General features: G+C 39.8%; 10 protein-coding genes. 3 read left to right on the forward strand and 7 right to left on the reverse strand.

Translation table 11 applies throughout. The features are described from left to right. Window positions 1-13: 13 nt before the first annotated feature. Window positions 14-967, reverse strand: a complete 954-nt coding sequence (locus ACZZZC_RS17590; RefSeq protein ID WP_463483345.1) for an ROK family protein — start codon at window positions 965-967, stop codon at window positions 14-16. A 326-nt stretch (window positions 968-1,293) separates the two neighbouring features. Here ACZZZC_RS17590 and ACZZZC_RS17595 point away from each other — a divergent pair, with 326 nt between their 5' ends. From ACZZZC_RS17595 to ACZZZC_RS17605, 3 genes are read left to right on the forward strand one after another with little or no spacing between them, the layout of a single operon-like run. Further along, a complete protein-coding gene (locus ACZZZC_RS17595; protein WP_463483346.1) occupies window positions 1,294-2,496 on the forward strand; it encodes a glycoside hydrolase family 88 protein in 1,203 nt (400 codons plus the stop codon). Between the two features lie 2 nt (window positions 2,497-2,498). Then, complete coding sequence (gene hepC / locus ACZZZC_RS17600; RefSeq protein ID WP_463483347.1) at window positions 2,499-4,478, forward strand: heparin-sulfate lyase HepC; 1,980 nt, start codon at window positions 2,499-2,501, stop codon at window positions 4,476-4,478. Window positions 4,479-4,527: 49 nt separating this feature from the next. After that, window positions 4,528-5,406: a heparin lyase I family protein gene (locus ACZZZC_RS17605; RefSeq protein WP_463483348.1), complete on the forward strand. Its 879-nt coding sequence runs from the start codon at window positions 4,528-4,530 to the stop codon at window positions 5,404-5,406. Between the two features lie 141 nt (window positions 5,407-5,547). On the opposite strand, the gene ACZZZC_RS17610 is transcribed toward ACZZZC_RS17605, so the two are convergent. Genes ACZZZC_RS17610 through ACZZZC_RS17635 form a run of 6 tightly spaced genes read right to left on the reverse strand, consistent with a single transcriptional unit; the run spans window position 5,548 to window position 14,618 of the window. After that, a complete protein-coding gene (locus tag ACZZZC_RS17610; protein ID WP_463483349.1) occupies window positions 5,548-6,447 on the reverse strand; it encodes an alkaline phosphatase family protein in 900 nt (299 codons plus the stop codon). Between the two features lie 27 nt (window positions 6,448-6,474). Next, entirely contained in the window at window positions 6,475-7,692 is a 1,218-nt protein-coding gene (locus tag ACZZZC_RS17615) for an MFS transporter (RefSeq protein WP_463483350.1), read from the reverse strand. Further along, complete coding sequence (locus ACZZZC_RS17620) at window positions 7,692-8,774, reverse strand: zinc-binding dehydrogenase (RefSeq protein ID WP_463483351.1); 1,083 nt, start codon at window positions 8,772-8,774, stop codon at window positions 7,692-7,694. Before ACZZZC_RS17620 ends, ACZZZC_RS17615 begins: the two co-directional genes overlap by 1 nt. Before the next feature lie 2 nt (window positions 8,775-8,776). After that, complete coding sequence (locus ACZZZC_RS17625; protein WP_463487784.1) at window positions 8,777-10,306, reverse strand: alkaline phosphatase D family protein; 1,530 nt, start codon at window positions 10,304-10,306, stop codon at window positions 8,777-8,779. Between the two features lie 5 nt (window positions 10,307-10,311). Further along, on the reverse strand, window positions 10,312-11,784 hold the full coding sequence (locus ACZZZC_RS17630; protein WP_463487785.1) for a hypothetical protein: 1,473 nt from the start codon (window positions 11,782-11,784) through the stop codon (window positions 10,312-10,314). A 17-nt stretch (window positions 11,785-11,801) separates the two neighbouring features. Beyond that, window positions 11,802-14,618, reverse strand: coding sequence for a TonB-dependent receptor (locus ACZZZC_RS17635; RefSeq protein WP_463487786.1), 2,817 nt, complete (start codon window positions 14,616-14,618; stop codon window positions 11,802-11,804). Between the last annotated feature and the right edge of the window lie 329 nt (window positions 14,619-14,947).

Below are 14,947 nucleotides of genomic sequence, written 5' to 3' on the forward strand. Positions count from 1 at the left end.
GTTAATAATGCTGTTAGATGATCATCTTCTGCATAACAGGTTCGGTTGCACCGTATTTTTGAAATACGTTTGCTGCACAGCCCAACAATCCAGCCTTATTACCAAGGCTAGCAGCAACAATTTGGGCAGCACCTGGTCCTGTGGGTATGGCCAATGCCAATACCCGTTTTTCAATCTCTTTGGTATAAAAGGAACCAGACTCACTAATGCCCCCACCAATAATTACTTTTTGTGGATTGAACAGATTGATAAAACTTACAATTCCTGTAGCCATGTAATCGAAATGAGATTCCATCACTTCCATCGCCTCACTTTCCCTCAACATGTACCGACTAACGATATATTTAGCATCAACATGATCAGGAGCGTCTTTACTAATAGCTTGATAGTGATTGACCATTGCAGTAACAGAAGCATAGGCTTCCAAACATCCCCTGGCCCCACATGCACAGGCCTTACCTTTATGATTTACGATGATATGCCCCAGTTCGGTTCCCCTGTTCTTAAACCCACCGTAAAGTTTACCATCAATTAATACAGCGCCTCCTATTCCGGTACCCACGGTAATAAATACCGCGTCACTACAGTCTTTCGCTGCACCGTAGGTGAGCTCACCGAGCCCCATAAGGTTTGCGTCATTATCAATGATGATGTTTTTTCGCGTAATCAGTTTTAAAATATTCCCCAGCTCTACATTTCTAAACCCCGGTAGATTGATTCCACCTGCAATTACTATATTATCCTCAATGATACCGGGAAATCCTACACCAACCCCAAGAATGCTATCAGCATATCTTTTGGTACAATCATTAATTACTTCGGTCATGTGGCCGATTACAGCACTGTGTGTTTTAACGTTTTTCAGCGAAACAGTTGTTGTATATAAAATTTCACCATGGGCATTTACAACTCCGCACTTGATGGAAGATCCGCCAACGTCTATACCTATTGCATTTAAATGGTTCATATTAAAACAGTTATTTAGGTTGAGATAATTTATGATTAGTATACCCTTGCGGTATTGAACATAATCAAACCCTAAAGTACATGCATTTCGAAACTTATACTTTCAATTTTAGCCCAAAGTATTTAGGTTTTGTACAATAATTACAATTGGTAGATGAGAAAAATCTAACCAAAGCATGCGTTTTTAAAGCTTTCCATTGAAAACCCTTTTTGATCAAAATCTAAAGCATTTTAACGAAAATCGAAATCGGAAACCGTTTGCCTGGCCTAACTTCACAATTGCTTATTAAGCAGTTTATTTAACCAGCAAAAATATAAATCTCTCTGATGAAAAAAGTCCTTAACATATTCCTTATTAGTGCATGCAGCTTTAAAAGTTACGCACAACAAGAAATGCAGTGGTTTTCCAAAGCAACACAAGTAGTCGAGTTTCAACTAAAGAAAGCTGCAAATACCTACAGGCCGGGAAAAAATCCGCGTTCGGTTAATCCCGATGGAACCGTAAGGCTGGCTCCGTACAAAGACTGGACAACCGGATTTTTTCCAGGCTCGTTATGGTATGGCTATGAACTTACGGGAGATAAAACGCTGGCAGCTGATGCCAAACGATTTACTTTAGCCTTAGATTCGGCAAGGTATATCACCAATACCCATGATGTTGGTTTTATGCTTTACTGTTCTTATGGAAATGCGTATCGCATCACTGGAGACAAAGAATATCTTCCAGCACTGAAAGATGGCGCAAAGCATTTATTGAACCGTTTCGATCCTAAAATCGGAGTGATCAGATCATGGGACTTCGCCTGGTGGAATTATCCGGTTATTATTGATAACATGATGAATTTGGAATATTTATATTGGGCTTCAGACATTTTAAAACAGCCCAGCTATGCCAACGCCGCCAATGCCCATGCATTAACCACTATAAAAAACCATTTCAGGAAAGATTTTAGCTCTTATCACGTTGTAGATTATGATCCGAAAACAGGTAAGGTTATTCGAAAGGCAACACACCAAGGTTTGACTGATGAATCGGCTTGGGCCCGCGGACAAGCATGGGGATTGTATGGATACGCCATGTGCTATGCCAATTCAAAAGACGAGAGATTTTTGGCTCAGGCCGAACATATTGCATCTTTTATCATGAATCACCCAAAAATGCCAAAAGATAAAGTACCCGCCTGGGATTTTGATGTCCACAATGCACTGGACACCGCAGAGCGAGCGCCGAGAGATGCTTCGGCTGCAGCAGTAATTGCTTCTGGATTATTGGAACTGAGCACTCAGGTTAAAGATGGCCAGAAATACTTCACCTATGCGGAAGATATATTGAAATCACTTTCATCTGATGATTATCTAGCGAAACCTGGTGAAAACAAATATTTTATTTTAAAACACAGTGTTGGTGCTTTCCTTTATAATTCAGAAATTGATACCCCACTTGATTATGCAGATTATTATTATCTGGAAGCACTGACACGATATAAAGAAATCAAGAAAATTGATTTGCAATCAATTAAAAAACCTTAGTCATGAAATTAAATATTTTCATCATTCTCACCATCGTTGCAGTACCCTTTGTAAGTTTAAGGGCTCAGGAAAGCCCTATTTCAAAAGAAGACTTCATTGATATTAATCTGACCTATCCAGGGTTAGAGAAAGTAAATCAACGCTTTCAGTCCAAGCAGTACGTTGAAGCTGCTCAAGAACTGTTAAGCTATTATCGCAACCGAAAAACTATTCGCCATCCTGAATTCAATATTGGAGATGAGCAGCGTTTCAGAGGAAAATCTATAGGGAATGCGAATCAGCAAAAGGCAGATAACGCATTGTTGCACAAATTTCAACCCCACAAGGGATATGGTTTTTTTGATTATGGACAAGATATCAACTGGCAACTTTGGCCGGTTAAAGACAATGAGGTAAAATGGCAGCTGCATCGTGTATACTGGTGGCAAGCAATGGGTTTGGCTTATCGAAGCAGCGGTGATGAGAAATATACCAGGGAATGGGTTTTTCAGTTCCGTGACTGGGTAAAGAAAAATCCATTAGGTTTATCGGCAGATAATGATGCCTACGCCTGGAGGCCGCTTGAAGTTTCTGAAAGAATACAAAGCTTACCTGGAACTTTCAATTTATTTCTATCATCATCTGAATTTACGCCAGCATTTTTAATGGAATTTTTAAAGTCTTTCCATCAGCAAGCAGATTATATTCCACAACATTATTCTGAAGAGGGAAATCACCTGTTATTCGAAGCACAAAGGATATTGTTTGCAGGGTCATTTTTCCCTGAGTTTAAAGCATCGCCATTCTGGAGAAAGAGCGGTATTGATGTTTTAAATACCGAAATCAAAAAACAGGTTTATGCCGACGGTGTGCAATATGAGTTATCCCCGGCCTACCACGTCGCATCCATCGATATTTTTCTTAAAGGTTACAATGCAGCAAAAATGGCCGGGGTTGAAAGTGAGTTTCCTGAAAGTTTTAGCGAAACCATTGAGCGTATGATCATGGCCAATATTGATTTCTCATTCCCGGATTATAATGCGCCGATGTTTGGCGATTCCTGGATTGCTGACAAGTCTGGAAGAATAAAATTGTATCAGGCCTGGGCTAAAAGCTTTCCGAAGAATAAAGTAATCCAATATTTTGCCACAGAAGGAAAAGAAGGAGAACTTCCTGATCACCTCTCTCACGCATCAAGCAATGCAGGTTTTTATACGTTCAGGAATGGGTGGAATAATCAATCGACAGTAATGGTTTTGAAGGCAAGCCCACCGGGAGAATTCCATGCACAGCCTGATAATGGAACCTTTGAACTTTATGTGAAAGGTAGAAATTTTATGCCTGATGCTGGCGCTTTTGTCTACAGCGGCGATGCAGAAATTAATAAACTTCGTGAAGAGTACCGCCAAACCAAAATGCATAATACACTTACTTTGAATGATCAGAATATGGTGATTACAAATGCTAAGCAAAATAAATGGAAACTGGGTAAAATGATGGATGTATTGACATTTACCAACCCCAGTTATAAGGATTTAGATCATAAGCGAACTGTTCTTTTCATTGATAAAAAATATTTCATCATTATTGATAGAGCAATCGGTTCTGCAACAGGAAAACTGGATGTACGCTTTCATTTGAAAGAAGATGCCAAACCAGTTTACGATAAATCAAAAAACCTTGTTTATACCACTTATAATGATGCTAACAACTTGTTGATCCAATCACTCAATTCAGATAAAGTGACTTTGTTGGAAGAGCAAAGTAAAGTTTCTTACGAGTATAGAAAAGAAATGCCTCGACCAGCGGTAGCTTTCCAAAAACGGAAGGTAGATTCAACAACACAATATTTCATCAGTGTGATTTACCCTTTTACTGGTAAAAAAGCACCAGAAATAACAATGAAAGAAAATACTGGAAATGACTTTGTCCAAGGTAAAATAGATTTCTCATTGATGATAAACGGAAAAGGTCAGAACATTAAAACCAATATTAATCAGTAGAGATTATTTGTTCTACCTTATTATAAACTCAATCTAACCATAGGCACCTATGAAAAACGTAAATATTATATCGCCGAAATATCTGATATTTTTTACACTAATAGCGGTGTCTTGTAGAAAAGAAAGCATTGTTGACAGCCAAGGTAGTGTTCAAACACTATCTTTGAGTAATAAAAACAATGTTAAAAAAGCGGGTGATATATTTAATAATGGCGACACTATCTTAAATGTAAATTACGAAACTGGTACCTTTGATTCAGGAATTACAGGTTTGACGGCTACGCATGCGAGTGCTGCAGATGCCGCCTACATGATCAACCCAGCAGGAAATGGTAGCGGTTATGCCATTGCGCACAAAATAGTTTATGGCGATACCACCTATAATTCTGATGGAAACATAAGAAGTGAAAGTGATGCAATAGCTATACAGCAGGCAAGGTTTTTTCCTGGCGATGAACGTCGTTACGAATTCAGTATTTTATTAAAGGACTGGACGCCCTGGGTTTCCGGGCCAACCTACGAAACAACTATCTACCAACTTAAAGTATCAGGCAATTCTACATCCGGATCTGGTGTTCCATTACAATTTCGAACAGCAAGAAATGCAATGCGTTTAAGATATGAAGGTTCTACCTCTATTAAAGACATTATTACTGATTTGCGTCCATATGTAAATCAATGGTTAAATTTCAGGGTAGATGTACTATGGGCAAACAATAATACAGGCTATATGAAAACCTATATGAAGCTTCCAGGACAAACAAGTTATACCATGGTTGACGAAAAAACGAACTATCACACGTTTGCCGGCGATGTAAGTATTGGAAATGTAGGTTACATTAAATGGGGAGTTTATGTAACTCAAGCGCCTTTAACGCGTATTGCTTACCATGATAATATCAGAATTATCAAGTTGCCGCTACAATAGGATACCCCATCCAATAGAACTAGAAATTGATCTTTTTGGCTAAACAAATTAAACTGATTTCGAAATTATTCTAATCTACTTTAAGGAAAAATAAATCCAAAAGCCCTCGACAAAAAGATGAACTTAGGGCCAACAGAAATGCTACTTAAAAATACCATCCGGTAGTATCGCAGTCCAGGATTTAGGAAAACTTTTAATACCAAAGATTTCGGCTATTACTCTCGAAGTGTTTCTGTTACTGTTATAAATTTGAGCAATACCCGAGTTTTTTATTTTGGGTCCGGTAATTGCCCAGGGAATTTGCATTTCCTCCATACTCACACCTCCGTGGCCAGTTCCTTTACCGCCGTGATCAGTGATAAGTAAAAAATATGTATCCCGGGCCAGATTATTCACTTCCAATTTCTTAACAAATTCACCAATAGCCTGGTCTGCTTCTTTAACCGCCTCAATGTATTCGTTAGACATCCACTTAAAGCCATGCCCAGCATGGTCAATTCTCACACTATATAAAAAAACGAGTTGTGGACTTTTTTTGTTATCCAGAATAAATTGCCCGGCTGATTTATAGTTATCAGCAAATCCATCTTTCTCTTCGAATGAGGCTACATCTAAATATTTTTTATTCATCGAATTGATTAACTCAGCCCAATTGTAGTAAAATGCAGTTTTAATCCCTGGTTTAGCATCTTTCAAAATCTTGAAAATGGAAGGAAAATATCCCTCACTGTCTACATCCGAAGCCTGAAGCTCGTGCTTATTTAAGGTCCAGCTGTTACTGGTAACACCATGTTCTTCAGGACCAGATCCAGAAAAATGGCTAGTCCAGTTTGGAAGCGTTACGGATGGCATTACCGGTCTGGTATCCAGAGAAATGAGTCCTTTAGCAAAAAGTTTATCAATGTTTGGATGTGGTATTTTACTAAACGCTTCAGATGAAAAGCCATCTAAACCGATAATGACTACACGTTGGCCAAAAACTGTTGATACAGATGTCATGAAAAAAATCAACAGAATAGATACAATTTTTAGAGATTTCATATTTTTAAAATTTACATTGAACAAAACCTACCTCTTATTCACAAAACGGACTGCCCAGACACTTATTGAAGATAATATACATAAAACGGAAATAATGATGAAGATACTATTTGTACTTCCGGTGATATCGATAGCATAGCCCAGAATTGGTTCTCCAAATGCAGCGAACATATATCCTGTCATATTCATAAAACCTATGCCGGTACCCGTTAAATTACTACCCAACAAATCCGGACTTAGTGGCCAGAAGCATGCCTGTGGGCCATAAACAAAGAAACCAGCAAGCAACATCAGCGTGCCTCCCAAAACCAGATTGTGCACAGGTGAAATGTAAACTAATCCTGCAATGAAAGCGCTCACCAGCATCCCAAAGGCGATGGCTTTTATCCTGTCTTTTTTAAATATGCTGTCAGAGAGCATGCCAAAGGTTAGTGCACCGGCCGCCATTCCTACAGGCAATAGGAATGTTACCCATAAGTTTCCCGGATTTTCTTTCCAATTTCCTCCCAGATAATGAACAGGAACCCAAAATATAAGTCCGTATCGTGCCATACTTTCAAAGCCGAAGGCAAGTGTGGCAATCATAAATTTCTTATTACCCAATACTTTGCGATAACGCTCCACCCAGCTTAACTCGTCTTCTTCTTTGATCACTTTTCTCGAAGTCTTTTCGGGTTTATCTCTGGCAATAATCATAAAAGCAGTGGCCGAAATCAGCAGTAAAAGTACAGGAAGGCGAAATAGCATTCTCCATTCATATCCTTGTTGTAACAAGATGATGGAAAGCAAATAGGTTACCACAGAGGAAAGACCAGCAGCCATTGTATAAAATCCAAATGCCTTGCCACGTTCCTCTTCACTCCACCAGTTATTAATCAGTTTAGCACCGGGTGCCCATGCCATCGACTGAAAGTAGCCGTTCAACGCCCATAAAATCATGATTAAGGTTGGATTGCTAGAAAAGCTTATTGCAACATTGGTCATAATGGAAAGGTATGCACCAGTAGTGACCATAATTCTTGCACTAAGCCGATCAGCAAGATTGCCATTAATCAGCTGACCTATTGAATAACCAATTAACATCGCGAAACTAATCCAACCGATTGTTGCATAAGGAATATTCAAATCTGAAGCCATTCCCTTTGCTGCCCATCCGAAATTGTGCCTGCCGGTGTAGAAGAACAAGTAGCAGAACATGGTAATAAGCAACATTTTCCATTGCTGAACCCGGAATTTTTTATCCATTATAAATTGATTTTTAAATCTTCCAGATTAATTCCCACCCGGAGTGGCTTATGTTCTACCGCATAGGCAAAAGCTTCATCAGCTTGATATAGATTAAACTCTTTTGCAACAACATCCTTAAAAGGGTAATCATCATGATGATGGTTGATGAATTCTACCGCGGAGATAAAATCATCATAGTTGTAATTGTGGAGCCCTTTGATCGTAATTAGTTTGCGGATGATTGACTCGGGGTCCAGTTGTAGTTTTCTGGTTTTGAATACAGCTCCGATCCAGATGGCTGTTCCCCCAATAGCTAAACTTCCCAAACTGTTTTCCATGGCTTCAACTGAACCACTCATATCGAAGGCGATATCAATTGATTCGGGAAGAGCACTTGATCCGTCGTTCAATAAATGCACATCTGTCGCCCCGAACTTTCTCGCTACTCTTAACCTTGCATCATTTATATCTGCCATGTGAATGGCTTTTGCACCATGCTCACTACACATTGCGGAACAGACCATTCCTAAAAGGCCGCTGCCCGTAATAAGGATATTTTTGTTCTTCAAATCTCCGGCAAGCCTTAGCGCACCAGATACAGTTGCCACTGCACAGTTAATTATTGCAGCAACGGCTAAAGGCACATCAAGATCAACTTTTAAAACAGCTGTGCCTGGTTTGAGTATGCAGTGGGTTGATAATCCACCATGCAATGAATCTTCTGTTGTGATCTGGGCATGGCCATATTTAAACAGTTTGTCTCCTTTTTGCGGCATTCCCAACTTCGACATTTCCGAATCAGGATCTGAAGAAAATATACTCCAGGTTACTCGGTCACCCTTTTGAAGAAGATTACCCAAGTGATCTTGCTGGGAATGTTTATGTGAAAACGATACGATCTCTCCAACAATTTCATGTCCAAGAACAGTGGGAACCTTTTCGTGCCTTAAGCCACAATAAGTATGCAGGTCACTTCCACATATTGTAGTATAAAGATTTCTGATCAAAATCTCCCCATCTCCAAGTTTTGGGATTTCTCTTTCCAAAATTTCCATGGGCTCTCCATGTCCACTAAATGCGGCTAGCTTCGCATAACTCATTGTTATTTTTTTAAAAGTTTAAATGTTTTAGCATCTATTGAGAATGCTGATGCCTGATGTTCTTTTGCATTGCGGCTTAAGATGTTATCCACAAAAAAATAGGTTGCTTTAAATTCTGTTTTACTTACCTGAGCGATAAAATAGCCGTGACTCTTGATATCCCCAAACACTAAATGGGGGTTGATAGTTGAATCGGCCAGCATGTTTTCAAACTCAATTATTTCTTTATTCTCTTTCCTATCTCCGTTTTTTGAAGTGATTGAGGGAGTTAACAATTCCCATGCAATGGGTTTTTGAGTATATGGCTTGGTGTAGTTCATAAATTTTTCCTCTTTGTTGACAGCCAAGACGAAGGATTCATGATGATCACCGGTAAGAAAAATAGTATTGCCTGAAACTTCCTGATTCAGAAGATCGAGTATCCTAGCCCTTTCATAGGGGTAGCCCAGCCACCAGTCATTATATTTAGGAAGTTTAAAGCCATCAGCCACAGCATAACCAGAGAACATCACTTGATTTGCAATGAGTTTCCATGTTGCTTTACTGTTTTTTAGTTCATCAGCAAGCCAGTTGAACTGGCTTTTACCCAAAATAGCTCGATCCGAATCCCCAAACTCTTTTTCACTGCTTTCCATCTGTCTGGTTCTGCCAGCAATGCGTTCATCCATGAGATAAAGGGAAATATCATTTCCAATTTCAAATTTCCTACGTATCTGGCTGGCATTTTTTGCCCGTACAGGCATCCACTCCAGATAGGCCTGAATAGCCGTTTTTTTCCTTAGTGTCCAAGGGCCTTCCTTCTCCTGATGGTTTTTAGCACCGTCCTTATATGCATCATTGGCTAATTCATGGTCATCCCAAATTAAATAGAAAGGTTTCTGCTGATGGAGGATCTGTAAATCAGGATCTGTACGGTACTGCGCATATCTGGTTCTGTAATCCTGCAAGGTGAGCACTTCATGTCTGGGTGAATTTATTCTACCCGATTCAGGATTGCCATATTCTCCAGTACCGTACTCATAGATATAATCACCAAGGTGAAGTATAAGATCTACCACTTCTTTTTCTGCCAGAAAACGAAATGAATTAAAATATCCGTCTTCCCAGTTACTGCAGCTCACTACAGCCATTGAAAAAGTGCCACTATCCAAAGAATTTGGAAGGGTCTTTGTCAATCCGATCGGAGAAACCTGCCCATCATAAATAAAACGGTAATAATACCGATTCCCTGCACTGAGTGCTTTAACATCAACCTTCACAGTATAATCTGCCTTGGCTGATATAAGCTTCGTTCCTGTTGCAACCAATTGTATAAATTCCAGATCTTGCGAAACTTCCCAGTTGACAACTTTTCTCTGAGGATCAGAACTAGAAATCCTTGTCCAGATGATCACCCTATCCTGCAAGGGGTCACCGGAGGCTACCCCATGCAGAAAACAGTTGCTGTTAGATTTTCCCGCCCCGGAAAGCATCACCGGGAGAGGAATGAGCAGCGCTGTGGTGAGAATAAATTTTCTTCTGGAAATTTTCACATGCATTAGAATTGGAATTCAAATATGTCTTTGTATGCGTTATAAACCGGATGAGCGGTAGTATATTCCTTTATAACCAACGTCGAGTTTGCTTTTGAGGCATTTTCATCTAGTTTAAGGTTTGTAGAGCCTGTCAAGGTATAATATGTACTGATCCCGCTAAAGGCAAAAGTTAAATTTTTCGCGTGCGTCGGCTTGCCATACTTCATCACGCCGATGTTATTAAATATGCTCAGAGGCCTAGTCGACTGATAAGAGTTTGTCTTAGCCATCAATCGGAAGTGCTTCAATCCGGAAGTGTTCGAAGCGTAGATGCGTTCCAACTCTGAAAACAATTTAGACCCGAAATTGTCCGTTTTTTGATGGTACATATTTACTTTGAGGTAACGGTCTCCGCTGGTAGTAGCCATCTGGGAAACGTATTTCGCTACAGGGTTAAAGTTGACATCCCACGCATTGCCCTGAACCGCAGCACTATCTGCCTGCCCAGCTACATAGGTTCCCGCTGGTGATAGTGGTATCGGGGTGAAGTAGCTGCTAAAATGATAGTCATCATAATTTAAACCATTGGATGCATGAAGGTTTCTTACTGCAGCATGGAAGTTAGCCTGATTTGAATTATTCTCATAAATAAGCTCGAAGTATTTATTAAAAGACTCCATCAGCTCGGCATGTCCGTTGACAAGCATCCCAGACTGAACCCAGTCCTTCCCTGTCGGAATCCCGGTTGTTGCATGATCATCCACATTCCCAGTTGTACTGAAAACCGAATTTAAAACATCGACACCGTCTCCGGCATAATGACTAACGGTCATATATTTTGCATGCATCTGCTGATAAGCTTCAGGTCCCCAGCTAACCTTTCGCATCCTCAGATAATCTTTAACTTTTTTTGTAGGATCGCTCGTACAAGGATCTTCCATAAAGCCATTAATATAATTAAACACACTTTCTGAAACATCGAACTGGTAAACAAAATCAACTTTTACCTGGTTGAGCGCTGCTTTAACAATAGAATAAATTAATTTTTCCGAGCTCTCCCCACCATGATCGTTTCCTTTTACAAATCCATAAGATGCATCTGTTGGGTTAAAGCCGACATAAGAATTGAAGCCGATTTTATACATGGCAAACTTTACACGTACATCAGTTGCTGGATGGGCACTCTTATAGGCGATTGCCCTGTTCAACAGATCTCCATATTTAAAAATCGGGCTATTTTTGGTGTCCCCAACGTTTCGGGAATAGGCTTTAACCCTTACCAAACGGCCATCATAATTAAAGGTTGTTTCTTCGGAAACTGAGGCTAGTCCCAGCGCTGAACGATTGGCTGCCATGGCATATTGGCCTGATTTAATGACCATGGTTTCTGATTCTTTTTTTTCGCTGACCGGGCTAAGAGAAATGAGCTCATTTTCCTTGCAAGAACAGATTACGAATACAGACAGAATGATTATTGAAATATATAATTTTTTCATTTTTAAGGCTCTCAATATTAAAAACTCCAGTTTAAACCAACCCTGCCCCTTGCTGAATAATATTCAACCTGCTCGGGTCTGCTCTTAACGCCATGATAGTATCTAAGCGGCGCATTTGTCAGGTTATTGGCATCCACCAAAAGCGTGATGTTTTTGGGGAAATTATAAGACATATTCACATCTAAGTGAAAATCCTTATCCTGGTAACGATCTGCGCCGTTGTTATCCCTAATTTCCACCAGAAAAGCCTGGCGATAATTGGCAGCTATACGAAATGAAAAGCGGTCTTTTTCATAAAATATCGCTGCATTTACAATATTGGGCGATTGATTTAATAAGCCAATCTTTTCACCTGGCCTGTCATCAAGTGTTGTTTCAGACTTTGTGTAAGTATAATTAAGGTTAAGACCTAAACCACTTAAAATTCCTGGCAAAAAAGTAAACTTCTGGTTGTAGGCCAATTCAATACCATATAGCTTGGCATTTTCAGCATTCAGTGGCTGCGAAACCTGGTAATTGGCCGTTACCCCTTCAATGTTCTGGCTCTGGGTAAACGATTGAGAATACACTGCATCTTTAATACTTTTGTAGAACAATCCACCCGTTAGGTAGCTGGTTCCATTAAGATAATAACTCCCGATCAAATCATAATTCCAAGAAAACGTTGGACGTAAATCTGGATTTCCAAGTGCTATTGTGAGCGTATTAGGATTTACACGCGTCGTCGGACTAATCTCATTAAAAGCAGCTCTTGCAAAAGTTCTGGTTACAGCTGCCCTGATGTCGGCCTTTTCATTAGGTTTATAGATGAAGTGAAGCATTGGAAGTGCAGCAGGAACATTTTTGCTACCCGATACTGGACTTACTTTTTTAGTGATATCATTGTAGCTATAGCTGTCGGTTTTGTTTGACGTATATTCATACCTTAAGCCACCCACCATTTTGATTTCTGTATTCAGGTCCCATTCTCCCATAACATACCCGGCCCCAACTTTTTCAACAGCATCGTAATTACCGGCTGCATAAGAAGAATTAGTGGCATCGTTTGCAGTATAGGTAAGATTTTGGGCAACCGAAGGGATGCTGTAAGGATTAATAAATGAGCCAACTGTTGGATAATCAAACTTCAGGTTATCATAAGCATTATTAAGCTCTGGAAACCAATTTTTGGTTGGAAACTGCTCTCTTTCCCATAACGGAAGATAGGCTTTAGCTGCAGTGGTTTTGTAAACCCAGGTTTGATACCTGTAATCATATTTACTGCTTTTATACCTGAATTTACCGCCAAACTTCACAAGCAGATTACTCGTTGCCTGGTATTTGAAATCGAGGGCAGCAACCTTGTCGCTTTCGGTAATATTTCGGATTGATGTAACAAATCTATCTAAATAATAGTTATCAGGATTGTAAGGAGTAGTAGCAGAAAAATGGGGCTGGATGTTTTCCGGATCATCCCCTTGGTACCCTTGAGGACCATCACCTTTCAAAAACTTATAGTCCTTACCGCTAATATTTACCAGATTATCATATTTTACCGATTGTACCCAGTTTCCATAGTAATAGCCTCGATTTTCTTTGGTTGCCGAAGATGGTCCTTTATAGCCGGCCCATGATTTATACCATGCCAGTCGAGCATTCATGCTCAGTTTCGAGCTTAATGCAGATTCAATACCTGTTTCACCTCCATAATTTTTAAAATAATAATCCACAACATTCCATCTCAGTACAGCGTTGTTTGTTGCCCGATCAAAATAGTGCATCGTTTTACGGTTCCTTTCATTGTCAAGCAGTTCAGTGTAATATCCTCGGGCGTACCACTTTGTTCCCGGTGCAAGGGCATAGTCCAGAGAGGCATTCAATGTTTTGTTGGTCCTGGTTCCCTGATAATTTCTCACATCAAGGGTTGTTACATTATGAAGTTGATTACCATAAATTACCTCGTAATCATCTGTAGCATAAGTACGTTGATTAATACTCCCAAGAACTAAAAATCCAAGTTTGTTATTGAGCAGGCGATCCCCATATAATACGCTTCCATTATATCCAAACTTGTCATTTGGACGTTCCGCATACGGAATAGCACCCATTACACGAAAAGTTCTTTTTTCCGGAGATGTCCTGGTGATGAAATTGATAGTTCCACCGATTGCATCCCCTTCATAATCAGGTGTTATTGCCTTAACTACCTGTATATATTGAATCAGCTCTGCAGGGAGGATATCCATTGGAACAGTCCTATTACCAAGAAGATCTCCTGATGTTTTCGCAGCAGGCATACGGTCGCCGTTTATGGTTGTTGAGCTCCATTGCGAAGGTGTACCACGCACAGTGACGTATCTGCCCTCGCCCTGATCTCGGTCTATGCTTACTCCAGCAATTCGTTGTACCGCTTCAGCTGCATTAATGTCAGGCAGCTTGCCAATCGCATCGGCACTGGCAACATCCATTATGGCGGTAGCATTTCTTCTCATTGCAACTGCTTTTCGTTCTCCGGCGCTGTACATCCCCTTAACCACAACCTGTTGCAGGTCATTTCCAGAACTTAGTTTGATATTTCCAAGTAGGGATACTTTATTGTTAATGATGCTGACGGTTGTATCTTTCGTACCATAGCCGACCATGGAGATGGATACTTTATAATCTCCTGCTGGAAGAGAAATCGAGAATGAGCCATCAAGACTTGAAATGGTTTTTGATTTTGTGTTCTGAATATTAATCGTTGCATATGGTAGCGGTCCGGACTGATCGCTAACCGTTCCTCTTAATGTCCCTTGTGCAAAAGCCATGGTAAAGTTTGCACATACGAAAGCGATGATAATGTATAAGTTTTTCATGATTCTTAGATTTTACAACGTCTATTAATCATTGAAATAATCTCATGAATTCCAAGCCCGTTATAGTTCTGTTTGATCAGGGCTGTTTTTTCTTGTGTTAAGGGAATGTTTTCCATAACTTTGTTGAATGATTGTGATTTAAATTGATTGGACTCGATTTTTATTTCAGTTTGATAATGGAGATGTTCAAGCATCTCCATTTCTGTTTTATTGTATGTTAGAAAGATCTATTAAGATATTAGCGCACAACTAATGTTTAGCAAAACTAAACTTTGTTCATTAAGAGCATCTCTGACTTATGTTAAGTTTTGATTAAATAAGATCAGGCA

Source organism: Pedobacter sp. AC212 (assembly GCF_979258625.1).

What these genes read in the sequence shown, in the direction of transcription:
- ACZZZC_RS17620 (WP_463483351.1), bottom strand. Translation starts at nt 8,774, where the DNA reads ATGAGTTATGCGAAGCTAGCCGCATTTAGTGGACATGGAGAGCCCATG.
- ACZZZC_RS17610 (WP_463483349.1), bottom strand. Translation starts at nt 6,447, where the DNA reads ATGAAATCTCTAAAAATTGTATCTATTCTGTTGATTTTTTTCATGACA.
- ACZZZC_RS17595 (WP_463483346.1), top strand. Translation starts at nt 1,294, where the DNA reads ATGAAAAAAGTCCTTAACATATTCCTTATTAGTGCATGCAGCTTTAAA.
- hepC (WP_463483347.1), top strand. Translation starts at nt 2,499, where the DNA reads ATGAAATTAAATATTTTCATCATTCTCACCATCGTTGCAGTACCCTTT.
- ACZZZC_RS17605 (WP_463483348.1), top strand. Translation starts at nt 4,528, where the DNA reads ATGAAAAACGTAAATATTATATCGCCGAAATATCTGATATTTTTTACA.
- ACZZZC_RS17630 (WP_463487785.1), bottom strand. Translation starts at nt 11,784, where the DNA reads ATGAAAAAATTATATATTTCAATAATCATTCTGTCTGTATTCGTAATC.
- ACZZZC_RS17615 (WP_463483350.1), bottom strand. Translation starts at nt 7,692, where the DNA reads ATGGATAAAAAATTCCGGGTTCAGCAATGGAAAATGTTGCTTATTACC.
- ACZZZC_RS17590 (WP_463483345.1), bottom strand. Translation starts at nt 967, where the DNA reads ATGAACCATTTAAATGCAATAGGTATAGACGTTGGCGGATCTTCCATC.
- ACZZZC_RS17635 (WP_463487786.1), bottom strand. Translation starts at nt 14,618, where the DNA reads ATGAAAAACTTATACATTATCATCGCTTTCGTATGTGCAAACTTTACC.